The organism is Geofilum sp. OHC36d9, assembly GCF_052400685.1.
Classification (GTDB): Bacteria; Bacteroidota; Bacteroidia; order Bacteroidales; family Marinilabiliaceae; genus CAZHHH01.
The window spans coordinates 32,282-59,129 of sequence record NZ_JBQTGJ010000021.1; the positions used below are offsets into that span (position 1 = coordinate 32,282).

At 42.4% G+C, this 26,848-nt stretch carries 19 protein-coding genes; 6 read left to right on the forward strand and 13 right to left on the reverse strand.

Features of this window, described 5'->3' with window-relative positions; genetic code table 11:
• Positions 1-150: 150 nt before the first annotated feature.
• Positions 151-1,842: an energy-dependent translational throttle protein EttA gene (gene ettA, locus ACT3CD_RS15175; protein ID WP_444646503.1), complete on the forward strand. Its 1,692-nt coding sequence runs from the start codon at positions 151-153 to the stop codon at positions 1,840-1,842.
• A gap of 68 nt (positions 1,843-1,910) precedes the next feature.
• Here the strand turns inward: ettA and ACT3CD_RS15180 are convergent, their stop codons facing one another.
• A complete protein-coding gene (locus tag ACT3CD_RS15180) occupies positions 1,911-3,017 on the reverse strand; it encodes an adenylate/guanylate cyclase domain-containing protein (RefSeq protein WP_444646504.1) in 1,107 nt (368 codons plus the stop codon).
• A gap of 220 nt (positions 3,018-3,237) precedes the next feature.
• Between ACT3CD_RS15180 and ACT3CD_RS15185 the strand changes: the two genes are divergently transcribed.
• Positions 3,238-3,570, forward strand: coding sequence for a DUF4870 domain-containing protein (locus ACT3CD_RS15185; protein ID WP_444646505.1), 333 nt, complete (start codon positions 3,238-3,240; stop codon positions 3,568-3,570).
• A 153-nt stretch (positions 3,571-3,723) separates the two neighbouring features.
• A complete protein-coding gene (gene hisS / locus ACT3CD_RS15190; protein ID WP_444646506.1) occupies positions 3,724-5,094 on the forward strand; it encodes a histidine--tRNA ligase in 1,371 nt (456 codons plus the stop codon).
• 264 nt (positions 5,095-5,358) lie between these two features.
• Here the strand turns inward: hisS and ACT3CD_RS15195 are convergent, their stop codons facing one another.
• From ACT3CD_RS15195 to ACT3CD_RS15220, 6 genes are all read right to left on the reverse strand, one after another.
• Positions 5,359-5,844: a hypothetical protein gene (locus tag ACT3CD_RS15195; RefSeq protein WP_444646507.1), complete on the reverse strand. Its 486-nt coding sequence runs from the start codon at positions 5,842-5,844 to the stop codon at positions 5,359-5,361.
• 15 nt (positions 5,845-5,859) lie between these two features.
• Positions 5,860-6,330, reverse strand: coding sequence for a hypothetical protein (locus tag ACT3CD_RS15200; RefSeq protein ID WP_444646508.1), 471 nt, complete (start codon positions 6,328-6,330; stop codon positions 5,860-5,862).
• A 26-nt stretch (positions 6,331-6,356) separates the two neighbouring features.
• Positions 6,357-6,908: an RNA polymerase sigma factor gene (locus ACT3CD_RS15205; RefSeq protein WP_444646509.1), complete on the reverse strand. Its 552-nt coding sequence runs from the start codon at positions 6,906-6,908 to the stop codon at positions 6,357-6,359.
• A 281-nt stretch (positions 6,909-7,189) separates the two neighbouring features.
• Positions 7,190-11,629 (reverse strand): efflux RND transporter permease subunit, encoded by a 4,440-nt coding sequence (locus ACT3CD_RS15210; protein WP_444646510.1) that lies wholly within the window; start codon positions 11,627-11,629, stop codon positions 7,190-7,192.
• 1 nt (position 11,630) lies between these two features.
• Complete coding sequence (locus ACT3CD_RS15215; RefSeq protein ID WP_444646511.1) at positions 11,631-12,653, reverse strand: efflux RND transporter periplasmic adaptor subunit; 1,023 nt, start codon at positions 12,651-12,653, stop codon at positions 11,631-11,633.
• A gap of 90 nt (positions 12,654-12,743) precedes the next feature.
• Entirely contained in the window at positions 12,744-13,337 is a 594-nt protein-coding gene (locus tag ACT3CD_RS15220; RefSeq protein WP_444646512.1) for a TetR/AcrR family transcriptional regulator, read from the reverse strand.
• 487 nt (positions 13,338-13,824) lie between these two features.
• On the opposite strand from ACT3CD_RS15220, the gene ychF reads away from it, so the two are divergent.
• Together ychF and ACT3CD_RS15230 are read left to right on the forward strand one after the other, a co-directional pair.
• Positions 13,825-14,925, forward strand: a complete 1,101-nt coding sequence (gene ychF / locus ACT3CD_RS15225) for a redox-regulated ATPase YchF (protein ID WP_444646513.1) — start codon at positions 13,825-13,827, stop codon at positions 14,923-14,925.
• A gap of 255 nt (positions 14,926-15,180) precedes the next feature.
• Positions 15,181-15,333: a hypothetical protein gene (locus ACT3CD_RS15230; protein ID WP_444646514.1), complete on the forward strand. Its 153-nt coding sequence runs from the start codon at positions 15,181-15,183 to the stop codon at positions 15,331-15,333.
• A gap of 11 nt (positions 15,334-15,344) precedes the next feature.
• On the opposite strand, the gene ACT3CD_RS15235 is transcribed toward ACT3CD_RS15230, so the two are convergent.
• From ACT3CD_RS15235 to ACT3CD_RS15250, 4 genes are all read right to left on the reverse strand, one after another.
• Positions 15,345-15,758, reverse strand: a complete 414-nt coding sequence (locus ACT3CD_RS15235) for a DUF3859 domain-containing protein (RefSeq protein ID WP_444646515.1) — start codon at positions 15,756-15,758, stop codon at positions 15,345-15,347.
• A 13-nt stretch (positions 15,759-15,771) separates the two neighbouring features.
• Entirely contained in the window at positions 15,772-17,967 is a 2,196-nt protein-coding gene (locus tag ACT3CD_RS15240; RefSeq protein WP_444646516.1) for a tetratricopeptide repeat protein, read from the reverse strand.
• A gap of 95 nt (positions 17,968-18,062) precedes the next feature.
• The gene (locus ACT3CD_RS15245) at positions 18,063-21,926 is read right to left on the reverse strand and encodes a translocation/assembly module TamB domain-containing protein (protein WP_444646517.1); all 3,864 of its coding nucleotides are present in this window, start codon (positions 21,924-21,926) and stop codon (positions 18,063-18,065) included.
• On the reverse strand, positions 21,926-23,752 hold the full coding sequence (locus tag ACT3CD_RS15250; protein WP_444646518.1) for a BamA/OMP85 family outer membrane protein: 1,827 nt from the start codon (positions 23,750-23,752) through the stop codon (positions 21,926-21,928). The genes ACT3CD_RS15245 and ACT3CD_RS15250 overlap by 1 nt, the downstream gene beginning before the upstream one ends.
• Before the next feature lie 117 nt (positions 23,753-23,869).
• On the opposite strand from ACT3CD_RS15250, the gene ACT3CD_RS15255 reads away from it, so the two are divergent.
• Complete coding sequence (locus tag ACT3CD_RS15255) at positions 23,870-24,268, forward strand: hypothetical protein (protein WP_444646519.1); 399 nt, start codon at positions 23,870-23,872, stop codon at positions 24,266-24,268.
• A gap of 115 nt (positions 24,269-24,383) precedes the next feature.
• Here the strand turns inward: ACT3CD_RS15255 and amrS are convergent, their stop codons facing one another.
• Together amrS and amrB are read right to left on the reverse strand one after the other, a co-directional pair.
• On the reverse strand, positions 24,384-25,391 hold the full coding sequence (amrS, locus tag ACT3CD_RS15260) for an AmmeMemoRadiSam system radical SAM enzyme (RefSeq protein WP_444646520.1): 1,008 nt from the start codon (positions 25,389-25,391) through the stop codon (positions 24,384-24,386).
• 16 nt (positions 25,392-25,407) lie between these two features.
• Positions 25,408-26,814, reverse strand: coding sequence for an AmmeMemoRadiSam system protein B (amrB, locus tag ACT3CD_RS15265; RefSeq protein ID WP_444646521.1), 1,407 nt, complete (start codon positions 26,812-26,814; stop codon positions 25,408-25,410).
• Positions 26,815-26,848: the final 34 nt, after the last annotated feature.

The following is a 26,848-nucleotide window of genomic DNA, read 5'->3' on the forward strand; positions in this document are numbered from 1 at the left end:
ATTATCACTATTATTTGTAGGTGTTGAAAAGATACGGATCCGGTTATTATTGGTCCGTATCTTTTTGTTTATGCGCCTTTTTCATAAATTAGCCAACTGAAATGTGTGTTGAGAAGGTTATTTTCCATCATATTTTTAACTGATAATTATATGGCCGACGATAAGAAAATTATTTTTAGTATGGTAGGGGTGAGCAAAGTGTATCCACCTCAGAAGAAAGTGTTGAATAATATTTATCTCTCGTTTTTCTATGGCGCTAAAATTGGTATCATAGGATTGAACGGATCGGGAAAGTCAACTTTGATGAAGATTATTGCCGGTCTTGAGAAAAATTATCAGGGACAGGTGGTCTTTTCGCCTGGCTATTCGGTTGGTTACCTGGAGCAGGAACCAAAGCTGGATGACAATAAAACAGTACGTGAAACTGTTGAGGAAGGCGTTCAGGATGTTGTCGATGTTTTAAAAGCTTATGAGGCCGTAAATGAACGTTTTGGCGATGCTGAAATACTGGAGAATCCCGATAAGATGGAAGCGTTGATGGATGAACAGGCTAAACTTCAGGAAAAAATTGACCAATACGATGCGTGGAATCTTGATAGCCGATTGGATCGTGCGATGGATGCCTTGCGTTGTCCTGACGAGAGTCAGAAAGTGTCAGAGTTGTCGGGAGGTGAGCGTCGCCGGGTTGCATTGTGTCGCTTATTGCTTCAGGAACCTGATGTTTTATTGCTGGATGAGCCTACCAACCATCTTGACGCAGAGTCGGTTCAGTGGCTCGAAATGCACCTGCAGCAGTATAAGGGAACGGTGATTGCAATTACGCACGACCGTTACTTCCTGGATAATGTGGCTGGCTGGATTCTTGAACTTGACCGGGGTGAGGGTATTCCATGGAAAGGAAATTATTCATCGTGGCTTGAGCAAAAATCAAATCGTCTGAAGCAGGAAGAGAAACAAGCATCCAAACGCCGTTTGACACTTGAGCGTGAGCTGGAGTGGGTGCGGATGGCGCCTAAGGCCCGTCAGGCAAAATCGAAAGCACGTTTGGCAGCCTACGAAAAATTGTTGAAGGAAGATGTTAAGCAGAAAGAAGAAAAGTTAGAGATTTTTATACCCAATGGTCCGCGTTTGGGAGAAAAGGTGATTGAGGCGCACGATGTCTCAAAATCTTTTGGCGATAGGTTGCTATTCGATAATCTTGATTTTTCGTTGCCGCCCAACGGTATTGTAGGGGTTATTGGACCGAACGGTGCCGGTAAAACCACTTTGTTCAGGATGATTATGGGACAGGAGGCTATTGACACTGGGTCTTTTGAAGTTGGCTCAACGGTGAAAGTCGGGTATGTCGATCAGTCGCACGCTGCCATTGACCCACTAAAAAGTGTCTATGAAGTTTTATCGGGCGGACAGGAGACAATGCGTTTAGGAGGCCGTGAGATTAACAGTCGGGCGTTTTTGTCACGATTTAATTTCTCCGGGGCCGATCAGGAAAAAAAGTGCGGGATGCTATCGGGTGGCGAACGGAATCGGCTGCATCTGGCTATGACATTGAAAGAGGAGGCCAACGTTTTACTGCTCGACGAACCAACCAACGATATTGATGTAAATACTTTACGGGCATTGGAAGAGGGGCTGGACGATTTTGCCGGTTGTGCCGTAGTTGTTTCGCACGACAGGTGGTTTCTTGATCGTATTGCAACTCATATTCTTGCTTTTGAAGGGAACTCTACCGTGGTGTTTTTTGAGGGCAGTTATTCCGATTACGAAGAAAACAGGAAAAAAAGAGTCGGAAATATTGGTCCGCAACGTATTAAATATCGTAAGCTGACCAGGGGAGTGTAATTTGTTCTATTTCCGATGTTTAGGAAAAAATGGCTCACGAAATAATTTTTGTGAGTCGTTTTTTTTGCTTATTTTTTTATCCGGGATTCGATGTTCGATCTTGCTTTGTCGGTTCTTACATGTATTGGTCGGTGCAGATAATACATATTAAGCGCCCCTTTCCCTTTTACTTTTCGCGACACGCGGCGAATGACATGATAATAGCCTTTAATCAGGTCATAAGTGGATTGAGAGATGTTAATCTGCATGGGGTTGGAGTACGATTGCATGCGGGAAGCAGTATTTACCGTATCTCCAAAAATATCAAATGACAGATTATTTTCGCTGATGATACCTGCTATTATATCACCTGAGTTCAGCCCGATACGTATTTCCCAGTCTATATTATGTGTCTTGTTGTGTTCAATAATGTATTGGCGCATCCTTTCGGCCATTTTAGCCGCGGTGAGTGCATGGTTGCTTGTTTCGTTCCACATGCCCGTAACAGCCATGTAAGCATCTCCAATTGTCTTAATACGGGTGCATTTGTGTTTCTCAGATATTTGGTCGAAGGCGGTGAAGATGGTTTGTAATTCGTCAAGTAATCTTTTGGGCGACATTTTTTGCGATTTGACGGTAAAATCAACCAAATCGGCCATAATGACTGTGACGTTACGAAATCTTTTGGGGGCTATATCACCCGAGTTTTTCATGGTTGTTAGTATCTCTTCAGGCAATAGTCCTTTCAGAAGCCTGTCGAGTTTAAATTTTTCTTCTTCCAGGCGGGCGGTTTGAAATTTTAGCTCACGTAACGTATGGGCAAGTGTTAATGCTGTTTTTACCCGGGCCAATAATTCTTCGGGTTCGATGGGTTTGCGCACATAGTCAATGGCCCCGGCTTCAAGGGCTTTTTTTACGTGCCCCGATTTTGTGAACCCGGATATCATAATGACCGGAATATCTTTGGTGACTTCATTTGACTTTAGTGAAACCAGGGCATCCATTCCCGAAAACTCGGGCATTTCCCAATCCAGAAGAATTAAATCAGGTTTTTCTTTCACCGAAACAGTGAAAACTTCATAACCATTGCGGGCTCTTAAATAATTTGCCCCTTGCCACATGGTGTTGAGGTGAGTAATGATATAGTCCACCAGATAATCCATGTCGTCAGCAATCAGTATCTTTGGTCCCTGCATACTTTTTTATTTTATGAATCTCTGGCGTCTGAGATTAATTTTTAATGTTTAGTTGTAAAATTACAAAAAAATGTTAATATGACACATTGGGTGCGTTTTTTTTTGTTAAACAAGGTTTTAACGGTTATTTGACCGTAATATTTTGTGTTTGTTTCTTGATTGAAATTTCTCCTTTTTCTGTTTTTCGTTATTATTTTTGTTTTAATAATAAATAACTGTTATGAGTGAAAAAAATTGGGTTGTATTGTCGCATTTGTCAGCATTAGCGATGTTTATAATTCCGCTTGGTAATGTTATTGGTCCCCTGGTCATCTATCTGTGGAAGAAGGATGAGATGCCTGCGGTTGGGCGAGAGGCCGGTGAAGCATTGAATTTTCAGATCACAGTTTCTATTGGGGTTGTTATCGCCTGGCTTTTAACGTTGCTTTGGGTGGGTTATCTGCTGCTGGGTTTACTGGTGGTGGCCGATGTGTTATTTGTTGTAATGGCGGCTTTAGAGACAAGCAGAGTGGGGTATTATCGTTATCCCTTTAATTTGCGGTTGATGCAGTAAGCGTTTTGTGGTTTTATGATTGGTCAAATTATTTAAATCGATGGATAGATATTGGATGGATGCCGACACTTTCTTGTAAAATAATTAACTTTGCAGGCTTATAAAGTATTCAAAATGCCGCTTTTGCCGGCAACCATCAATAAACTATAAAATATGGCTCAAAAACCCTCAATTCCTAAAGGGACTCGTGACTTTACGCCCACCGAAATGGTGCGTCGTAACTATATTTTCGATACCATTAAAGGCGTTTTTCAGATGTATGGCTATATGCCTGTTGAAACACCGGCTATGGAGAATCTGGATACCTTGCTGGGGAAATATGGTGAAGAAGGCGATAAGTTGCTCTTTAAGATTCTTAACTCAGGCGATTATTTGTCAAAAGTAACTGGCGATGATCTGTCTGCCCGGAACTCAATCCGTGTAACGGGGCAGATTAGCGAAAAAGGACTGCGTTACGATCTTACCGTTCCGTTCGCCCGTTTTGTGGTTCAGCACCAAAATGAAATTACGTTTCCTTTTAAGCGCTATCAGATACAACCTGTTTGGCGGGCCGACCGACCTCAAAGAGGACGTTATCGTGAATTTTATCAGTGCGATGTGGATGTGGTTGGAAGCAACGGTTTGTATAATGAAGTGGAACTAATTCAGATTGTGGATGCTGTTTACCGTAAGCTGAATATTAATGTGGTGGTGAAGTTAAACAACCGCAAGGTGCTTGCCGGAATTGCTGAAATTATTGGTGAGGCCGAACGGATGGTCGATATTACTGTTGCTATTGATAAGCTGGATAAGATTGGCCTGGAGAAAGTCAATCTGGAATTGGCGGAACGTGGGTTAAGCCAGTCGGCTATTGATAAACTTCAGCCAATTTTGGCATTGGCAGGCTCCAATCGTGAAAAATTGGCAATGTTGTCTGATATTTTGAAAGATTCAGAAATTGGACTCAAAGGAATAGAAGAATTAACCACTGTTCTTGATTTATCAGAAAGTGTTGATTTGAATACTAATATTGAGCTGGATCTGACATTGGCACGTGGACTTAATTATTATACGGGCGCCATATTTGAGGTGAAGGCTTTGGATGTGGAAATAGGAAGCATTACAGGCGGGGGGCGTTATGACGATTTGACCGGTATTTTTGGTCTCAACGGTGTGTCAGGGGTCGGTATATCATTCGGCGCCGATCGTATTTTTGATGTGATGAATCAGTTGGAGTTGTATCCCGAAAACGTGACGGCTGCCACTCAGGTTTTGTTCGTAAATTTTGGTACCAGGGAAGCAGCTTATTGTCTGCGTTTGGCAGCTACGCTTCGTGAAGCCGGTATACGTACCGAATTGTACCCCGATGCGGTAAAAATGAAAAAGCAGATGGCTTACGCCGATAAAAAAGGCATTCGTTTTGTTGCCATTGTTGGCGAAGATGAGATAAAAGATAATAGCATTACTTTAAAAAATATGCTTCAGGGCGACCAGAAAACATTGTCGATGGATGAGGTGATTAATCTGATTCGCACATCTGTTTGAAGGAATTTGGAGAAACAACAAATGGGCAAAACTAGTTAGTGCCTGTCCATAAACTAAGTGTTTGAAATATAAAGTTCAAATTCAAGGCTTGCGAAGTCATAAAAATCAAGGAGTTTACTTTTCGTAAATGACTGTTTTTATGACAAGCGTAACGCAGAAGTTGACTTTATAGACAAACACTAGTTAGTGCCTCATAAAGTCAGGATTTTATAGCCAAACACGGGTTCGTGTTTGGCCTTTTTTATTCGGTATAAGAATTAGTTGTTAGCTTTGAGACGAGTCGTTATCCTTTTTTTTATACTGTTTTTTAGCTTCTTTCATTTGTTTAAAAAGACGCATTTTGAATTCGTGTTCTGCTTCGTATAAAAGGATGATTTGATCGATGGATAGAATTTTCTTAAATTTTTGATGGTATTGTTGCTCTGTTTCAGCACTCTCAATTTTTAGACGAATAATCATATTCAACGATTCATCTTTTTGCTGGTTGGTTAGAGTTGCTTTTTTTTCATATAGCCGATGTTGAATCGTTTTTTTGAGTTGGTACAGACTGTCTTTTTTAGATGAATATTCGTTGTAAACCGGCCAGAATTTTTGTGCTGTGCCGCTGGTCATTCCCGTTTTTTTTGTAAAAAAAGCCACCTTCTGAGCATTTATGCGCTCCAGTTGTTCCTCTTTTGAACATTTTTCCTGCGCATTGATTAGTGTGGCTGTAAACAGTAATATTGGAAGTATAAATAAACATCTTTTCATAAATGTCCTGTTTTGTTAGTTTTCAATTAAGCTTAATAAATCGTAGTCGTCGTCAGTAATATCGCCAAAAAACAGACTGTCAGGGTAAAGTTCTATGTCAGTTGTCTCTTGTTCTTTTGACAGCAGGTATTCAACCATTTCCTGCTCGCTGAAAAGGTCGGCAGGTGATATATCTTCAAAAATTGCCGATTCAAAATTTATGACATCTTTTGTGGGAATGATATCTTTTGTGACGACGTTGTAAATTAACGTAATCACCAGAAAGGCCGCCGCCAGACCCAACCATGGCTTCACAATAGCAAAGCTGAATGGAGCGGTTGTTTTTGGGGGTGCTATTCTATTTTTTAGTTGCAGTTCGAATTTTTCAAAGTAACCTTCAGGTACTTTAAAAAGTTGTTCCTGTTTCCATATATTATTGTCCTTGGTCATTTTTATTGTATCAGTATCTTGATAATCGTTGTAAACATTAGATGCGTTGAAAATCAAAAAGTTTAATTTTCTTTTAGCAAAAATCAGAAGGTTTCATTTTTAATCATTGCCTCAATCTTCTTTACCGCATGAAAATATGAAGCTTTGAGGGCTCCGGTTGATGTGCCCAGTATTTCAGACATTTCGTCATACTTCATATTGTCGAAATATTTCATGTTGAAAACCAGGCGCTGTTTATCGGGTAGGGTGAGAATGCATTTTTGTAGCCTCGCCTGAATCTCATCGCCCGAAAACAGCGGGTCGTTTTCTATTTGCGAAGCCAAAAGTGTTTCCAGATCTTCAAACGAATTAAGTAGCTCGTTTCGCTTTTTGTTCAGATGATTTAAGGCTTCGTTGGTGGCAATGCGATAAAGCCAGGTGAAAAGCGACGCGTCTCCTCTGAATTTTTCAATATTGTTCCAAACTTTAATGAAGGTGTTTTGAAGTAAATCGTCGGTATCTTCATGCGCAAACACCATTTTTCGAATTAACCAGTACAAACGTTGCTGATATTTTTGTACTAACAAGGAAAAACCGGCTTCGCGTTCGGCCGGTATCTCTAACAAAGCAAGTATTTCCTGGTCAGTTGGGTGCATGTTGATTCGTTTTCTGTCGGTGAAGGTACTAAAAAGAAGCTAAATTATTAAGTTGGATCAGTTAAGGTCGGGATGTAACGACAAAGCAGATAACGATGTTTTGATACCTGCTTTGCCGTGATGTTAGTTGACGGATACATTTATGTCGTACTTGCCCGGGAACTCCCGAAACAGATAAGAATTCTTCATTTTGGGGGCTTACGAAGCTTGAAAAATGTGAGTTTAATTTTGTTCATGACCATTTTTAAGCGAGCGTAGCGTTTTATTACTGTTGCGATGTATCAGGGCATGTAAGCACCGATGGCTTGTTTATACCTGGTTTCTGCAATTTTATATTGGCAGATGGCATCCGTCAGCTGATCGAGAGACTGCTGATACATGGCTTTAGCGTTTAGGAGATCTGACACTGTTGAGAGTCCTGCTGTATGGTTGTTGGTTATGATATTTAAATGTTCAGCCGACTGCGCCTGTGTCTCCCTGGCCAGATCAATAGACAGATAAGCTTCCTGACATTGCTGCTTGGTTTGTTGTATCTGTATCGTCAGTAATTCTGCCGTTTCATTCATTTTATTACGGGCGATGTCAACCCGTATTTGTTTTTCTTTTATTTTATGAGAGCCGCCCCACCAGTCGGTAATGGGAATGGAGAGTGTTGCAAATGCCAGTCCGTTAGTCGCCGAATTATCCATGACGTCAAGATAGTACCCGGCTATGCCAAGGGCCAGTGTTGGCAGGTTGGCACCTATGGCCAGCTTCTTATCCAACAGGCTGATGTCTACCATTTTTTCCAATAGCTGGTATTCGTGACGTGTCTTTACATTTTCCGAACCAGAGATGAAAGGTGGAAAGTTCTCATTTGGATTGATTGGTTCCAATTGTATTTCTTTGCTGATTGTGGGATCTAGCCCTATTTGCTGACCTAAAGCTACTTTTGATAGTCGAATGCCGTTTTCAAGTTGCATGCGTTTGTTTTTGAGTTCGGTTTGTTTAATCTGTACTTTAAGCAGGTCGCTTTTTTGGATGAGGCCGGCCTTGTACGACACCCTGACGTCGCTTACCAACGAATCAACCATTTGCTGATAACTGATGATCGTTTTTAGTTTCTCCTCAAGGGCAACTGTATTCCAATAAAGTTCTTCTGTTCTCAAAAGTACTTCTGTTAATGTCATGGATAATTGCTCCTGTTTGAGCATGACAGCCATTTGGGCCATTTTGTTACCATTACTAATTTGGTGTCCGGCAAAAACAGGCTGCATGGCCATTACGCTAACGGTATTGAGATAATCCACCAGTCCGATGGATAAGGACGGTATATAAGCAAATTGCGACGCCGTTTCGAGCGAAACAGGGTCGCCATCGTAAACCGGGAGATTCATTTCAGGTGTTTTTCCTTGCAGTAAATAGTCATTTGATCTTAACACGGTGGCGTTGGCTGTTACTTTTGGAAAGTAATTGGTGAAAGCGGCTTTTTTTTGTTCAGCAGTAGCCTGTAGCTCATAATTGGCTGCCTTAATTTTACGGTTGTTTTTCACGGCCATCTGCCTGCATGAATCCAGACTAATGTTTTGTGCAGCCGATTGCGTTACAATCATTGGTGATAGAAAGGCCAGAACCATGATAATTGACTTTATGGGAACCGATCTAAAACCTTGTTTTCTGGTTTTATTTGGGTAGATAAGGGCAAAAAGGACGGGTAGAATAAATAATGTGAGCACCATGGAAATAATGAGTCCGAAGCAAATAACAGTACCCAGTGGTCCCCAAAGTGGCGATCGGCTTAAAATCATTGGTATGACGCCCATTGATGCGGCTGCAGCTGTAAGAAAAATGGGTCGCATTCGTCGCTTGCCCGCCAAAAGAGCGGCTTGTTTTACATCCATTTTGTGATTCTCTTTTAGGTCGCGCGCATAGTCCAGCAGGATAATGCCATTGCGAACGACCATGCCTATGAGGCTGGTTATGCCTATAAATGCCGTGATGCTGAATGGATAGCGCATTAGTACCAGCCCTAACGCAGCGCCGGGAAGTGATAATAGCATAGTTGACATAATGAGTAACGATAGTTTAATTTTCTTGAATTGCAACAGGAGTATTAAGAAGATGAGTAAAATGCTTAAAATAAGAGCTATTGCCATTGGGTTAAACACCTCAATTTGTCCTTCGTAATCGCCTCCGTAACTAATGCTGGTACCTTCCGGCAGTTGCAAATTGTCGATTTGGGGTTTAATTTCATCGAAGATATTTGACGCTGTTGCACTGTAATGGTTATCGACCAGTATTGTCATCGTTCTGACGCCATTGCGTCTTACAATGGTTCCTTCATTCCATTCAGGTTCAAGGGTGGCAAATGATCGTAACGGGTGGCCGGTAAACGAAACAGGAGAAGTAATGATTTGATCTTCCAGCTGACGGATGTTGCCTTCATTGTTTGATGGTTGAGTGAGTTTTACGGCAACAGGATTTTCGCCTTCCCATATTGTGGTTAAAGGCAGGCCATCGAGGCCGGCCATTATAGCTGTTGCTACGTACGCCTTGGTATACCCCAATTGCCCGGCTTTGTCTTTATTGAGGTTAATTTTAATGCTCTGCTGCATTTGGTCCCAGTCGGTGCGAACCCAGCCAATCCCATCGGTTTTGTTTAGAATGGCGTTGACTTTATTTTGGGTTGTTTTGATATCTTCTAACGTATTGGATGATATTCTTACTTCGATGGGCGCCGTGGACAGCTGCATGGCTAAAATTTTAAACCGGACGTGAGCGTTTACGAATTTATCGGAATATTTATCACTGTATTCATGGGCTATCTCTTTTGTGGCCTCGTTTGAGATGGTGTTGACTAAAATCTGACCCATGTTGGGCGATGGCATATTGGGCGCGTAGGCCGTATGGAAGCGGGGCGAGCTACTGCCTATGAAACTGGTGACATTAGTAACCCGGTAATCCTGCATAAGTATGAATTCAAGACTATCAATGACCTGGGCTGTATTTTCAAGTGCTGCGCCTGTAGGAAGATAAATCTCGACGGCAAACTGATTGCGGTCCATTTCAGGAAATAGCTTTTGATCGAGGGTTTTAAACAAGCCCAACGCCAGTAATATAGACAAGAGGCCACCAGCGACGATCATTTTGGGGTGTCTGAACGCTTTCTCAAGCCATTTGTCGAACCAGCCCTGGAGCCAATCGAGTAATGTCTTTTTTTTGTTTTTACTTTTGGCTGCTTTCAGCCCTTTTTTTATAAATACAAAATTGAGGAATGGAACCAGCAGCGTTGCTACCAGAACGGATACTGTTAGCGCAATGGATACAACGATTGGGATGGTCTGCATAAATTCGCCGGCGAAGCCCGGAACAAACAATGGCAACGGCAGATAGGCTGCAATGATTGCCAACGTTGCTGTAATAATTGGAATGACAAGTTCTTTTGCGCTGACAATGGCTGCGTGCCATGGACTCATCCCTTTGTCAATTTTATCGACATGGTTGTCAATAATGACAATTGAATTGTCTACAATCATTCCCAATACCAAAATAAGGACTGCCAATGACACTGTATGTAACTCAATTCCGGCAAAATAAATGATGCTGAGCGTTATCAGGACTGATATCGGCACTGTTATGCCGGCTACCGAAGCGACTCTGAATGGAAGCAATAGCATGGTCACCAATACGACCGCGACAATGGCTCCGAGAAACTCTTTCATGAAATTGCTGACTGATTCGTCTACATATTTGGGTAGTTCAGAAATTTTGGCGACTTCTATATCATCCGGACAATGCGTCTTAAATTCATTGAGCACACGGTCTATTTCTTGGCCATATTCAACGATGTTGTTTCCGGCTTGCATTTCTAATGAAAGAAGAATGGTTTTTTTCCCATTTTGACGGATATAGCTTTGGGGTTTTTCTCCTTTTCGTTGAATGCTGGCAATATCTTTTAGCCGGACTATGTTTCCATTGGGATCGGAGTAAACGATTTGGTTGGATAGATCAACTTCAGATTGGAAGTTGGGCGGAAAATGAACCGCACGGTTGTATTGTTCATCGTTTAGTTCCCCGGCCGGACTGACTATGCCGTTGAGCTGATAGTTCCCTAATAGTGACAGCGATTTAATATTATATTCGTTGAGTTTTTCGGCACTGACTTTTATTTCTATTTCTTCGTTTTGTAATCCGAAATGCTTCATTTTTGAAGTTGCCGGTATTTTGCGACATTCTGCTTCCAGCAGCTTGAGTTGTTCCTCAAGCTCCCGATAGGAACTTTTGTTGGACGACAACGTGATTAGCAACGCCGAGGTGTCGCCAAAATCGGAGTTGGCAACCAATGCCAACACGCCCGGAGGCAACGTCATTTTTAGTTCATTGAGACCGTGTTTTAGCTTTGACCAGAATTTGTCCGCATTGTTAACATCGTCATTTAATTCCACAAAAACATACATGATGCCTTCGCGTGAATAAGAGTAGGTCTTTGATTTTTTAACTTCTTTAAATTCAAAAATATAATTCTCGACCACTCTGGTTAACTGCGACTCCACCTCGGCCGATGTTGCTCCCGGATAAATGCCAACGACCACTCCTTGCCGGATTGTAAACTGGGGAAATTCGTTGCGTGGCATCTTCAACAGGGCTACAACACCTATAACCATCAGTAAGGCCGTAAAAATCATAACAATATTACGGTTCCGCATTGCGGATTCTATGAAGCTTCTTTTTTGTGTGCTCATTTTACCATACAATTTTAGTGTTGTCCGACAATTTTTCTAACCCTTCGCTTACAACCATGTCGCCGGTCTTTAACCCTGAAATGATTTCTATTCCTGACGCCATGACTTGCCCGGTTTTGATATAGGTTTTACTGGCTATGGCGCTGATGGTGTCAACTTTAAAGACGAAGGCGCCTTTGTGATCCCGTGAAACAGAACGGTAATCAACGGTGCGGTGCTTGATAGCCGGCACGTTTATGTTAACATCGCACACCATGCCGGGTTTTATTTGGTGCGTTTTGTTGGCCAGCAGAATACTGACACTGTAAGTGCGCGAAAGCTTGTCTGCAACAACCCCTATGCGGTCAACTGTCCCAATGTATTTTTGGTTACTGAGGGCGCCTATGCTGATACTGGCTGTTAAATTTTTGGTGAATTGTGGTATTTCTGTCTCAGGAACTGATATTTTGACCTGCACCTGGTCAATACTTGCAATTTCAAATGGGGCTTGCATCGTTGGTAGTGACATTCCAGGTTCAATATTTCGGCGCCCTATAAATCCCGATAATGGTGCCCTGAGGATTGTCTTCTTCAGATTGCTTTTTGCCAGCAATCGATTGGCTTCGGCTTGTTTTAATTGTGACTCTATTTCTACCCATTTGATTTCTGGAAGGCTCCCCTTTTTATACACTTCGCTAAGTCGTTTGTGTGCATCTAATGCTTGTTGGTATTGTGCTTCAGATATGGCATACAGATTATTTTGGTCTTCATCGTTAAGGGTGGCTAATACGTCTCCTTTTTTTACCTCCATGCCTTCATCCACATATACCGATTGAACCGTACCAATGGTTTGAAATGATACGGGTGTGGTTTGAGAAGCTTCTACAATTCCACTGTAATTTAGTGGTTTAACCGATGAGGTTTGCATTACTTGCGTGATTTTCACCTGTGGATTGGATGGCAATTCTTTGTGCTCGCTTGACGTGTGGCTTCCGCAGGCGCTCAATAACAGAGCCGGAATAATTAGTGTTTTGATATTTTTCATCGTTGTAGTGTATTTGAGAATTGATTGAACGTTCGGTATGTTTTTGATTAAAAAAATTGTCAGAAAACGAGCTCTGACAATTTTGGTAAGTTATATGCTGATCACTTTGTATAATTCCTGATACTGAACTTGCATCTGCTTCACGGCTTTTTTGAAGTTATCAAAGAGTATTATATTACTAAAGATCGAAAGTTCTATTTGAAAAAATAAGGTTGCAAAAGTGTCCACATCAATGTCAGCCCTGATGTTTTTTTCTTCGATGGATTTTGTAAGTGCTTGCTTCCATTGGTTTACTGATTGGTTTAAGTAATCTAACATTTGATTGGTGAAATGTGGACTGTGGCGTTTTGCTTCAACCGCCAGTGATGCTATATTGACCGGGATTGATTCATGGCCGGCTCCCATTAGTTTTGTTAAGAGGTCATTGGTTGATTTTAGTGAGGTCTTAATAAATTGTTTGACGTTTTGGCTGTTTGCACCTATCTCTATTTTAGCATCCGATATAAATTTGTTAATAACATCGTTAAATAAATCTTCTTTGTTGACAAAATGATGATATAATGCCCCTTTGGTCAGACCGCATACCTTACTGATTTCATTGATGGATACGGCTTCATAGTTTTTTGTTAAAAAAAGCTCTGACGCTTTTTCAATAATCAGCTCTTTTGTGTTTTTTGTTGCCATTTTTTTTCATACTAAACGTTCGGTATGCAAATCTAGGCAGTTTAATTGACGATGATGCCTTTTTTCTGATAAAAAATGTTAATCTGTTTTAGTTGGAAAATTTTATTAAATGCAACAGAAAATGATGTACTTTTGCACCCTGAAAAATGAAAGAGTCGAATGATGTCATTTTTTGGCTGACATTAATAAGTGTCTGTTCATAAAGTCGGAAGTTGAACTTTACAGGTAAACTCTGAATGATATCTGTCAGAGAACGGGAAAATCGGGTTGAGGTTACGTGCAGCAACATTTCATTCGACTTTAAGAAATAAGTTATTTCATGTTAGCAGGAAAACTCAACTGCTTGATAAGAAATGTTTAAATTCAGTGCTTGCGAGGTCTGAAAAATGTGAGTTTACTTTTGTAAATGACCATTTTGAGGACGAGCGTAATGCAGAAGTTGGATTTTTTTTTGCAAGAACTATTTACGGATTAAATAATTGATATAATGGCCTTGAAGTGTGGTATTGTCGGATTACCAAATGTGGGTAAGTCTACCTTGTTTAACTGTTTGTCCAACGCGAAAGCGCAGTCGGCTAATTTTCCGTTCTGCACCATAGAGCCCAATGTAGGCGTTATTACTGTTCCTGATGACCGCCTGGTGGTGTTGGAAAAATTGGTAAAACCGCAGCGCGTACAGCCAACCACTGTCGAAATTGTAGATATTGCAGGGTTGGTTAAAGGGGCTAGTAAAGGCGAAGGATTGGGCAATAAGTTTTTGGCCAATATCCGTGAAACCGATGCTATTATACATGTGTTGCGTTGTTTCGAGGACGAAAATGTGACCCATGTTGATGGTTCAGTTGATCCGGTACGCGATAAGGAAGTGATTGATATAGAGCTTCAGCTGAAGGATCTGGAAACCATTGAGACCCGTTTGCCGAAGGTGGAGAAAATGGCGAAAACAGCCAAAGACAACGAAAGCAAGAAGCTTTACGAGGTATTGGTGAAATATCGTGACGCTCTGAATGAAGGACGTTCGGCGCGGACGGTTGAATTATCCGACCAGGAACAAAAGGTGGCTCAATCGCTTTTTTTGCTGACCAACAAACCGGTTATGTATGTTTGTAACGTTGATGAAGCTTCGGTGGTTACCGGCAATAAACATGTAGCTGCAGTGACAGAAGCGGTTAAAGATGAAGCGGCTGATGTTTTGGTGATTGCGGCCCAGACCGAGTCGGAGATTGCAGAGTTGGAGACTTTTGAAGAACGTCAGATGTTTTTGGAAGATCTGGGCTTGAAAGAATCGGGTGTTGCCAAGCTGATTCGTTCGGCATACCATCTATTGGATTTGCAAACTTATTTTACGGCAGGCGAAAAAGAAGTGAGAGCCTGGACTTTCCCCAAAGGAGCTCTGGCGCCTCAGGCAGCAGGTGTTATCCATACCGATTTTGAAAAGGGGTTTATTCGTGCTGAAGTGATTAAGTACGACGATTACGTTAAGTATGGTTCGGAGCTGGCGTGCAAAGAGGCCGGAAAAATGAATGTGGAGGGAAAGGAATACGTTGTTTGTGATGGCGATATTATGCATTTCCGTTTTAATGTGTAGCGTAATTTCAGTTGTTAATTTTTTTTTTGACTAGCAGGCGGCAGTCCGTCTGTTTCAGATTAGTGGTCCGATGCTTCTCCGGCGATTATGGTTGCCAATATTATGATTTTTCTCATTTATATGTTTCTCGTAAAAACAGTTAAATAATGCTAAAGCGGCAGCTTTCAGGTTGGATGTGAGCTATTTTATGGTTTTATTTGCATGGTGAGATAACATTAAAATCATATTGAGTTGTCGTTTAAAAAGAAAAACAAAGTGAAGATAAGTATGCTTAGGGCTGAAGAGAATGAAACAGAGACTATAGCCCGACTGAAAAGGAAAATATTTATTTATTCCGTCGTCGAAGTCGTTATTGTGTTGGTTTTGATTGCTTTTGGTACTTTCCTGTTTAGTATCACGCTTTCGTAGTGAAATAAGATTTACCCCTGTTTAAATTTTTCTTTGTTTTCCAGATACAATCTAAAATCTTTGACTGCTATTGTTTGGTTTTCAAGGATTATTGTTAGTTTCCACAACCCCTCTTTGTCTTCATAAGGTTCCCAAACTGTATCTCCTAAAAAGAAGGACCATTCATTACCCGCAATATATTCTTCGCCTTCAAATGGCGGCATAATATTTCCGTTTTTATCTTTAAACGGCGGATGGTCAATGATAAATTTTATTTTTTTGCCTTTGGCTCGTTTTATTTTTATGACGTAGCCAAATTCGATTCCCGGAATAACCGGGATTTCTGTTGTTATGGCCTTTAGTTTGGGTAGCTCCTTTGAGCCTTTATCCCACGATTCATATATGCCATAACTGTATAATTCAGTTTCAATTTTGCGTTTCGGCATCTTTAAAATCAAATTATTGGTTTTGAAGATAGTATCGTAGTTGATCCAGCATGATGGGAATGTCATTTTCATCCACATGATGACTGATGAGCAGCTGGCGGTCGTTTTCAAAAGTTTCGAGAAATTCGTCCAGCGAATAGCCGGGGAAGGTCACGCATTTTTGATACCATTCAATGGCTTCCTGACGGTGACCGTTACACCATTTTAAGTGTCCCATATTCAGATAGTCGTGTTGCGATGGTTGGTCGTTCAATAGCTTCTGGCAGTATTTTTCAGCTTGTTCAAATTTACCCAGTGCCAGGGCACACCAAACAATCGGGCGCCACACCTTACTGTTTTTGGGGTCGAGATATTCCACTTTGAAATAGTATTTCAAAGCTTCTTCAAATTGTTTTAACTCAAACAGGCAATGCCCGATACTTACTTGTGTGTGTAAGTTGTCGGGGTTAATTTTTTCGGCCTTTTTATAAAAATCCAATGCTTTTTCCGGATTGTTGAGATGACGGTAGCACAGGGCTATTTTTTTGAGATTCCATACTTGCTGGTGGTCAAATAAGTCGGCCTCCAGATAATACTTCAGTGCCTGTTTGTAATTGTTTTCCTGCTGATAGCAGAAGGCTTGTTTTTGTATAATCTGGATGTTGGGCTGCTGGTGTTGCCCCAGAAGGTTAAATACTTCCAGCGACTCGGCATACCGGTCTTTTTTAAACAGATAATCACCTAAAGCAGGAAGCAATTCCTGGTTGGGGAAAATATAATTGATAAATTTTTTGTTGTGAAAATCGAGTTTCCAGTTAAAGGGGTCGTCAAAGTCCGCTTTTTGAGGATGAACTCTGAAAAAACGATATAAGTCCTGAATATATTGGTTTGAGGTCGACAGTAATTGTTTTTCCGGGTCAATGAGTTCATCACTCTTTTCAACTTCGCTGGCCGCGCTTATCTCTGCCATAAACATTTGACCCATCATATCTTTTTGGGCTTGTGGCATGGCCGGAATACTAAGTATCAGCGAAAATTTATCGGAGTTACACAGGATGCCGGTTGAAGCCAAACTCTCCATGATGTCGCGATTCTGGAAAGGGCCGGTTTCATCTTTTAGTATTTGGCTAACGGTTGGATTGGGGTATGAGAATGGTAAAAACCAATTGCTGGTTTGGTGAAAAAATGAGAAGTGTTTTAACATCCGGAATGTTGAGACAAACAGGTCGGAGCCCTCCATTTGAAGTTTCGAAAACTCTTCAAGCTTACTTAATAATTCCGGGGAATCAGAAAAGATGTCTTCCCAATCGGGATTTTTTCCTTCCATAAAATTTTCGCCGATAATGTTATCAAGGTCAAGTCTGTTTCGCAGATTAGGATGTATGCGGGCCACCTCGGGTAATATTTCATCGGTGAGTTTTTGGGCCAGTTTTTCTGTTTCGTGGGTACGCATCAGCTGAATGATGACGCCCTGTAAAATTGTTGATGATGTGGTTTCGTGCAACGCCTCCAGCCGCTGGCAAATGGACGGAAAATAGACCAGTCGGTCATCGTATAGAAATAAGACAAGCAGTAAGCCGGTTAATGCGCGTTGCCGGATTTCGGTTTGTGGATGGGCGGTCAGATTAAACAGCAAAAGCAATGCGTGGGTATTGAAGTGGTGCAGCAAAAGCAGCGTCACAGCCGTTACCATAATGCTTTGTTGCGGCCAGGGCATGAAGCCTTCAGTGAATATTTTGTTGATGTCGTTTTTTTTATTGTAAACCCGTGGTTGGGTCATCAACAACTCAAAAAGGATTTCTATTTGTTGGTTCAGGTCTTCTTCAAAAGGCGCATTTTCTTCATGCATCAGCTGCCACATCGCGATTTTCTGTTCTATGGCTGTTATGGTCTCTTCCAGATCGGTGGACAGGTGTTTTTTTCTTAAGGTGTAAAAAAGGTCGCTGGCAAAATTGGTCTTGAGTGCCAGAAACGTGTCGTCGGCAAGCAGAAAAAGGTCACTGACAAATTGATTGTATATTTTAAGACGTTCGGGATCAGTAAATCCTTCAACGGTATATTTTAACAGGCTTTTATAGGAGTTTTCGATGTTGTATTGTGTGTCAATAAGTGTGCTGTCATGGGTTTCTTTCACCATTGTGCCTAATAAGTCAAGCGCCTCTTTCAGACGCTTTGTGTTTAGGTAAAACTTGGTTTCTTTTTGTTTGTCAATTATAACTTTGGTATCCATCTGTTTATAATTTGTTTTTTAAGGCCGTATTGAACTCCCCGAAATTGACCATACTCTTGTGTGTAAAGCAATTTCCATGGCTCGTTTCATGTCGTTTATTTTTCGAACTTGAGAATAATATCAACGCCCGAATCATTTACCTTTCCGTGCAGCAAACGAAGCGAGAGGCGGCGGGTTATCTCATATTCCAGCGTGATGGTTTCGGGGGTGATGTCGTTTTCGCCCGACTGACCAAAACTGCGCTGATAGGTTACAAACAGGTCGTTGGTAATATATTTACCGACCATAAAGGTACTATTTTGCCAGTTATCTGAGGCATCAATTTCAATCATGTCGAGATTTAGCGTTTTGCCGATGGTTTTTGACAGTTGCGTCGTGACCAGATTGGATAAGAGTCGTGATGACATGGCATCTGAAACGCCTTGTTGGTTGCCATGGTTTAACTGGTCAAAAGGCTGCCCGAAAAGCATATAGGCCATGGCGTCAGCTTCGGGAATTTCCTGTTTGTCAAGCTGGAATTTTATTTCGGGGTTCGATAGTCTTTGACTGACAATAATAGACAGTGTTTTTTTTTCTTTTTCGGCGGTACGGAATATATAACTGGCTTTTAGATTTAGCAGAGGGTCAAATTTTTCTCCACCTGTAAAGGTAAATTCGCCTTCATCAATATTTAGTTTTTTACCATAAAGAGTGTAAAATCCTCTTTGGATACCCAGTGTCCCAAATAATTCAAAGAAACTACTGTTTTTGATGATGTCCAGATTACCATAAACTTCCATCTGCATATCGGGCGAACGAAGCCAGGTGTTGCGTGGTATCTCAATTTTCAGGCTGCCAGTTAAATTATTTAATATTTTTTGGGGGTTGGTGTTTTTTATTTTTTTAGAAGCAATGGTATCCTTTATTTGGATGGTAACGTTTGAATCAGCGGCCTGCCTTGTTAAAGCCTGCGTTAGCAAGGGTACGTTAACCTCGCTGCCATTACCGTTTAAACCGGCAAGAGCCTTAACATTAAATCCGGAACGTAAAACTTTGATGTTGCCACCAAATTGGGGTTTGCTTTCAATGTCTTTTAAAAACGTGTTGGCATTGATTTGTATCTCGTAATCGCGATGGCGAGCAAGATAAAATTCATGGGCAGTGATATTTAAATTGCTGTTTTTTATCTGATCGGAGAAGAGTGAGTTTTCCATTTCAACAAAACCTTGCGTCATGAGATATCCCTTTTGGTTCATAATATAGAGGCTGTCAAGTTGTATTTTGGTACTGTCGATGAGTAGTTTAAGTCGGATATTATTGTAGTCGATGCCGTATTTGGGTAACGGCATGACCCCCTGTTTGACGTCGATGGTTCCTTTTAGCATCGGGTCTGTTGCTTTGCCATTGGCCGTAAGGTCGAGCGAAAGCAGTGCTTTGGGTTGTTCTAAGCCCTTTATCTGGGTGAAGAAACCGCTAAGGTGTGTTTTGTCGGCTTTTAGATGTGCCTTGATGGTCTCGGGCCATGAAAGTACCAGGCTGTCTTGTAGCGTAATTGTGAGTGGCGTGACGCCTTCCAGATATATGGAGTCGTTAACCGCATTGTGTATGGCCGTGTTGAAGTAGAGCGAATCGCCGGGGTAATAAATGCCTGCATTTATTTGTTTGATAGTGAGAGGTTCCAGTGCCAATTGGTTGATGACGGTTTGGGCATTCACCCGGAATTGGTTGTTGTTGCCGGATACATTCACCAATAAATTCATGCGGCCGGTAATGGCGTCTTTGGTCAGGTGATAGTTGGACAGATGTTGCAGGTTGATACCACCGATGCTGGTGGTAATTGATATTGAATCTTTTTGGTTAAAGAAGGCATCTGCTTTCATTGAAAATGAGGAGTCGAGCGCATCTGTCAGAAATAGATTCTGTAGTTGGATAAGCGAATCGCTGTATGCTATATGTGCTTGATTTTGGAGTCTTATTTGATTGTAAGGGGTGTTGAAGTCCAACTGGTAGAGGTTGGCATCTAAGGCTTTATCCCATAAGCCCTGAGCGGCTATCAGCAGCTGTCTGTTCTGCTCCAGGTATGCCGATAGCGCCACGTCCCACCGGGTGTCGTGAATCGCAGCGTTCATCGTTATCGAGTCGAGATTAATACTGCCCGCTGTTATTTGTTGACTCTGAAGATTGATTGTTGCCTGTGGTTTCTGTTGTACCAGTTGTCCGTCTAAATTCAGGGCCAGTTGATGGATGGATAACGTGGAGTCCATGACCAGATTTTGAATGCCGCCGGAGGCATTTACATTAAGAGAGTCGATGGTGCCCATGGCCGACCCATTGATGGTCAGTTTTTCCCATCGCGCTGGCTGTGAAACGTAGTGTTCAAAAGCGGTAGTGTTGTAAGCTACCGCATTTATTTTGGTCGAAATATTTTTATGCACATCGTAACTTATTTTTAGTGCTGCCGAAAGCGATTCGTTGCGCAATGTCAGGGTGTCGAGAGTGAGGTTTCCGTATTGGTAGGAGCCTCGCAGATTCAGGGTGTCAACAGTAACATATTCTACAACCGAGTTGAGCATTTGCGCTGAGAAGTCAGCTGTCAAAGAGTCGGTCCCGAGGCCTTTCCCTACGGCTTTCCCTTTTATTGAGATGATGGTACTGTCGAGGATGTCGGGCATTAGCCGGTAGGCCATCAACTGTTGCGTACTGAATTGGGCTGTGAAATTTCCCTGTGGGTTAAACAGGTCTAGAACGCTGTTAACAGACAGCTTCCCAAATGGTGCCGCGATGTTAATATCGGCACGTGTGAGGCCGTTAAGATAAGAGGCATCAATCAGGGCGCTGTCAATTTTCAGACCTTCCCAAATCGTTTCATTGAGTTTTCCATGAATGGATAATGGGGGGGATGACGCCGTCAAACCATTTCCTTTAATGGCAAACCGGGCATTTAGTATCAACGGGATGGGAGTGGTTTTGACCCAATGGTGGGGCGTGAGGTTTTGTATTTTTACGATGAGGTTGAGAAAGGCATTGTGCCGAAGTGAGTCGGTCAGTAACGCCGGTAATTGATAAATGTAACCACCAATGCTGATTTGGTCAGTACTGTCGGTCAATGTCAGGTTTACATCGGTTTGTTTGTCTTGAGTCTTGATCCATAGTTGTAGGTCGGGCGTGGCAGGTGTTGGTATTTCCGGAATGAAGAACCTGAATTCATGCAGGTTAATCTGATTCCAGTTGAGTGTGGCTTCAAATTGCTCTGTGTTTTGCCAGGCCCCTTCAAAGGTTATTTCATTTTGCGCTGTTTGCAGGTGCACCTTGTTCACCAGCCATTCTGAGAAGTCGCTTTCGAGGTTTGCCTGAAACGACCGAAGCCGAAAGTTCGGTTTAAAGGTTGTGAAGGAGAGGTTTTCCAGCCGGGTCATGATTTTTTTTGCCGAATAGAACGCGTTGAGTTGCAGGTCAAGTGCTTTTATCTTTTTGGGTAGAATGGTATCCTGCACATCAAGGTTTATAGTTCCACCTGTTAGATGCATCTCATTAAGAAAAAAAGATAATTTGGTTGGCGAAGAAGACGGTTGCCCGGAGGTGTCGGGTTTCGCCGGCGGCAATAGCTCCTGGAAGTTCCAGCTTGAGTCGCGTCGTTGTTGAAGGTAGATGAGCGGCTCTTCGATTAACAGTTGGTTGATAATGACTTGTCCATTGATTAATGCCAGCGGTGCGTATTTGAGTTTTATCTGTTTGATTGTGATTAAAGTGTCACCTTTGGGTAAGAGGAGGACAACCCCTGTGAGTCTTAAATTGGTAAACAGATTTCCTGAAATGTTTTGCAATTCAAGGGTGCCGTTTATCTGCTGGTTAACCATGGTAACCGTTTTGTTTTTAAGAATTGTTTTGAACCACTGCGATTGCATCATACCCAGGGTAGTTGCTATCAACAGAAGGATGGCAAGACAAAACCAAAGCGATATTTTGATTGTTTTTTTCACTAAAATGCGTGTCCAATGTTAAAATGTAACTGCCATTTTTTTGTTTCGTCCCACACAGGACGCGCCAGGTCGATGCCAACGGGGCCTATGGGTGTTGAAAAACGAATGCCGCTGCCCATTGCATAACGCAATTCCGATAGATTTATGGCATTGGCTTCGCTCCAAACATTTCCGCCATCCAAAAATAAAACCATACTTAGCGGACCGTATATTTTGATACGTGGTTCAATGCTGAATTCAACAGTGCTGTTACCACCGGTAGGTGTTTCTGATTCGTCAACAGGTCCCAGCTCCTGACGTGCCCATCCGCGAACCGAACGGCTGCCCCCGGCAAAAAAACGCTCTTCAACGGGGATGGTTGAGTTATTGCCAACGGGCTTGATGGTTCCTGCTTTGAAGCGCATGGCGAGAATTATGGGTTCGAGAATCCGCTGGTAATGTTTTACTTCGGTCTGTAGTTTCAGAAACGGGTATTCGCTGTTGAGGAGGGTGGTGTTGAATTTTGGGCGAACGGTCACCATCCATCCCGACGACGGATCGAATCGGGGAAGTGTATTGTTGACTATAAGGGTGGCGCTAAATCCGTTTTTCGAATAATTATCGAGAATATCCAGGTCTTCAATGAGGGCCAGGGAGGTCGTATCCAGGTTTATGGTTTCGTAAAACAGGTCGAAGGTGGCGCTGAGGTTTTTGTTTATTTTTTGTAAGATGGAGAGGTCGGCGCTACTGCTGAAAAGTTTGTATCCCGGTTCCTCTGTTTTTTGTATGGCTGTTTTCAGTGCCAGAGTTGAGTTGGGGCTAAATGCGGCCGGTTGTGTTACCGTGGCCTCAAACCGATAGGGCTCTATGCGGGAGTGTTTGGCAAACAGATTGAGACGCCGGGCACCTCCTGTGAAGTTCAGTATCTGGTAGTCGACAAAGGCCCGTACATAGTCTTCACGACCATAACCCAATCCAAATTTTACAGAGTGACGTGGCGCCTCAGTGATGGCAATGTGAATGGGGATGGTATCGGTTTGCGCGTCGTTGAGTTGTGCCTGCAATGAAGCAATACGGAAGGTGCCCAGCTGATAGACCTGTTGTTGTGAAATGTTGAGGGCCTGACGGCTGTATTGGTCGCCTTTTTTAATGGTGAGCTGTTTATAGATGAGACGTTCGGGGGTGTATTCAGCGCCTGAAATAGAAATTGGACCAAAATGGTTCAGCGGCCCGGGGTTCAGTTTCCAGATTATTGTGGCACTGTTTTTTGTGCTATCGGCGTTTATTAGTGGCTCAACAATGGCATATGCATAGCCGTGGTCAACCATTTGCTGGTTGATGAGGTTGCGATCGTTCCAGATGAGATCATCGCGAAAGCGTATGCCGGGCAATGCTGTTATTTTTGTTTTTGGTTGCCGGCTGTACTGAAGTAGTTGTTGACGCCAAAGTGTGTCACTACTTTCAAATCTCAGTTTGTTGATGACAACGGGTGCCCCTTCCTGCAGGCGCAAGGTGATTCTGATTTTTGTGTTTCGTTTGTTTAAGGTCGTTATCGTCGGCAGGATTTGAAGGTGCACAAATCCTTCGGAATAATAATAGTGTTTTAGCTCTTTTTGGAAGAGCAGATCCACATCCCGGGTGTAATACGATGCTTCTTGACCTAAAAATTTGCGGCCAATCCATGTTGATGCTTTGGTTGAGAGCAGGTCCTTTATTTTTTTATCAGAAAAGGTTTCGTTGCCTTGAATTTTTATCTTTCGTACAATGGGGTCTGTCTGTCCCTGAAGCAGATGGGGCAGATACAGAAACAGGCAAAGAATAAGTAGATGTATGAAATTTGTTTTCAAGGATTGGTATTATTGCAGTATAACCATCGCAAACGGTTATTTGTTTAATATTAAACGGTTTGATAACGGGGTTTAAAGATAAAAGGAAATTTTTTGTTTTGAACAATTTTTTCGGGGTTGGGGATCGTCGGGATGTATTGCGTAATTGTAATTACAATAACAATAACGGCCCACCAACCATTTATCCAAAACCCAAAATGCATATCGTCGTTTATTGCCGGGTTTAAATCGGCAATAAATTCAAAAATTGATGATTACATTGATGAAAAACAATTGAATATCCCGAAATACCACCGCAACAACCATTTTTGGCAGCCCAATTACTTCGACCACATCATACGAAATGATCAGGAATTAGAACGCATACGCCATTATATCGTACGCAATCCACAAAATTGGCAGGCGGACAAATTTCATTCAGAGATGCCAATCGGATTAGGAAATGACTGTTTTGTGAGCCAGCGTAACGCTGTCGTTGGCCTTTATAGCGCAACCTATAATAAATTAAGTGTTTAAAATATAAAGTTCAAATACAAGGCTTGTGAAGTTATGAAAATCAAGGAGTTTACTTTTCGTAAATGACTGTTTTTATGGCAAGCATAGACGGAGTCGTTGACTTTATAGACAGACTCTAATTAAACAGACCATAAATAATCGTATTACATTTCGCACATCGGTTTTCACGAAGCCCCGTTACATATACGTTATACCCATGGCGCGTAATGAGTGTGTTTTTGCAGTCGGGACAAATGGTGCTGTCCCGGCCACTTTCTGACATATTACCGGCATAAACATATTTTAGTCCGGACTGGCGTGCCTGGTGACAAGCTGCAAGGATGGTTTTTTCGGGTGTGGCTGGCAGATGTAATAGTTTGTGAGCAGGGAAAAAGCGGCTGAAATGAATGGGTATGTCTGAAAAATTTTTAGCGACGAGCCAGTCACACATTTTTTGAAGAGTAGCAGGATTGTCATTCCATCCGGGGATGATGAGCGATGTAATTTCAAGATGAACCCCTTCATTTTTTATTAGTTCAAGCGCTTTAAGGACGGGTTTCAGCGATGCGCCACACAATTTTCGGTAGACGTCATCATCAAAAGCTTTTAGGTCGATGTTGACCGCATCGATGTAGGGTAGTAGTTTTTTTAACGGTTCCGGGTTTATAAATCCGGAGGAAACCATACAGGTTTTAATATTATGTTCTTTTGCTAATTGGGCCGTGTCCATCATCCATTCATAAAATACGGTGGGTTCGGTGTAGGTAAAAGACAGTGATGGGATGTCGTTTTTCATCGCCATTTCGATAATTTGGCGCGGCGTGGTGAAATCGGCCTCGTTTGTTTCGGGGCCGCACTGCGACAGGGTGCTGTTTTGGCAGTTTAAACACCGCAGGTTACAGCCTTTGGTGGCCACCGAAAGGGTTGAACTGCCTGGTAAAAAGTGATAGAGTGGTTTTTTTTCAATGGGGTCGGAGTGAATCACTGCCGCATTTCCATAGGCCATGGTTATAAGTTGGTGTTGCTTGTTTTGGCGGGTACGACACAGGCCTGTTTCGTTTTCGCCCAACAAACAGTAGTGGGGGCATAGCAAGCAGCGTATTTTATTATTTTCTGGTTGCCAAAAGGTTGCTGTATGTTCCATAAGTTTTTTGCTGAGATTAATAATGGTCTTTAAATACGATGGCTTCATAGGTAAATAGCTCTGCATCTTTCCACCCGTCGGCGTCGATACCCATTTTGTCTCGGGCACAGTGGCGCAGCATCTCTTCGCGCGTCCAGTGCATACGTTGGGCCACCTGGGGTAAGAAAGTGCCTCTATGAGGCCCTTTTTGTATGATTATGCCATGGCGCCCGGGCTCAATTTCGTTGATGTCGGTTATTTTTGCAGGGGGCGTTAACACTGAAATTTCAATTTCAAGATAAGGCAGATCTTCTGCCTTGAGACGGTCGAAGCGGTGGTCATCAAAGGCTGCGGCCAATACCATTTCTTTTACCACGAGCCAAAGGGGTTGCGAAGGTTCTAATTGTCCGATACATCCATTTAAATGACCGCTGATATATAATGAAACGAAGGCGCCTGCTGGCTGGTTGAGAATTTCGGATGCCGGGGCTGTGATGTTATCCGGCATTTTATTGAACGTATTACTTAGAGTTTGGCGCGCTATGGTCAGCAAATCGTTTTTATTATTGGCTGTTAATGAAAAATTATACTGGGTTGGTCGTGTTACCTTTATGGCTTCGTAGCCAACCACCTGGCCGGTGTCACCCTGTGGGCTGTCGCCCGAATTTTGGTAGATAATATGGTGATATTGAATTCCGGGGATATTTTGTGTAAGGCACAGAAGTGTCAATACCGACGTCCAGCTGCATAATGACGTGGCCAGGTTGGGGATATTCATTTGACGGTGTTTTTTGAGGATTGAATGGAGTGCGGCAGGGTTGTTTTTCAGGATGGCACCGGCGGTTTCATGGTCTGTGTTTTGTGCATCGCTGTAATTCGGATAATGAGAAAAGTCGGTGCTGATGATAAACAGGTTGCCCTCATGGAAGTGAGAGTGCAGGGCTTGCGCCATCAGCCGACAGTCGTCTTCATCTTGCGTTCCAATAATAACAGGGACTATTTTAAATGGTTTTTTGAGATGATATTGCAGAAATGGGAGCTGAACTTCCAATGTGTGTTCTTGTTGGTGTGGTTGATTGTTTATGTGGAACAGATTGGAAGTTTCGGCCAGCTCTTGCACGGCTGCGGTGTCAACCGGGACATCTCCAAGGGGTGTTTCAAAGGCCTGCCCGTCAAATAGAGCCGCGCCACTGAATGTCATCCGGTGACTGCTGCCGATGAGGTAGATGCGATTGAATTGGGCGTGTGCCGGAAGTTGTTGATAAGCCGAAGCGGCGACCGTACCCGAGTATATATAACCCGCATGAGGCACTATTAGCGCAGCAACCGGTTGTTGCGATTCTTTTGGTTGTGCGTTAATAAACATTTGTTTTAAATGGAATAGAAGATTATTGCGGTTTTTATCGTAAAAGGTGCCTGCAAAAGCCGGTTTTCTTGTTTTCATAATCATGGTATTGGTTTTTTTCAGGTTTTAAGCG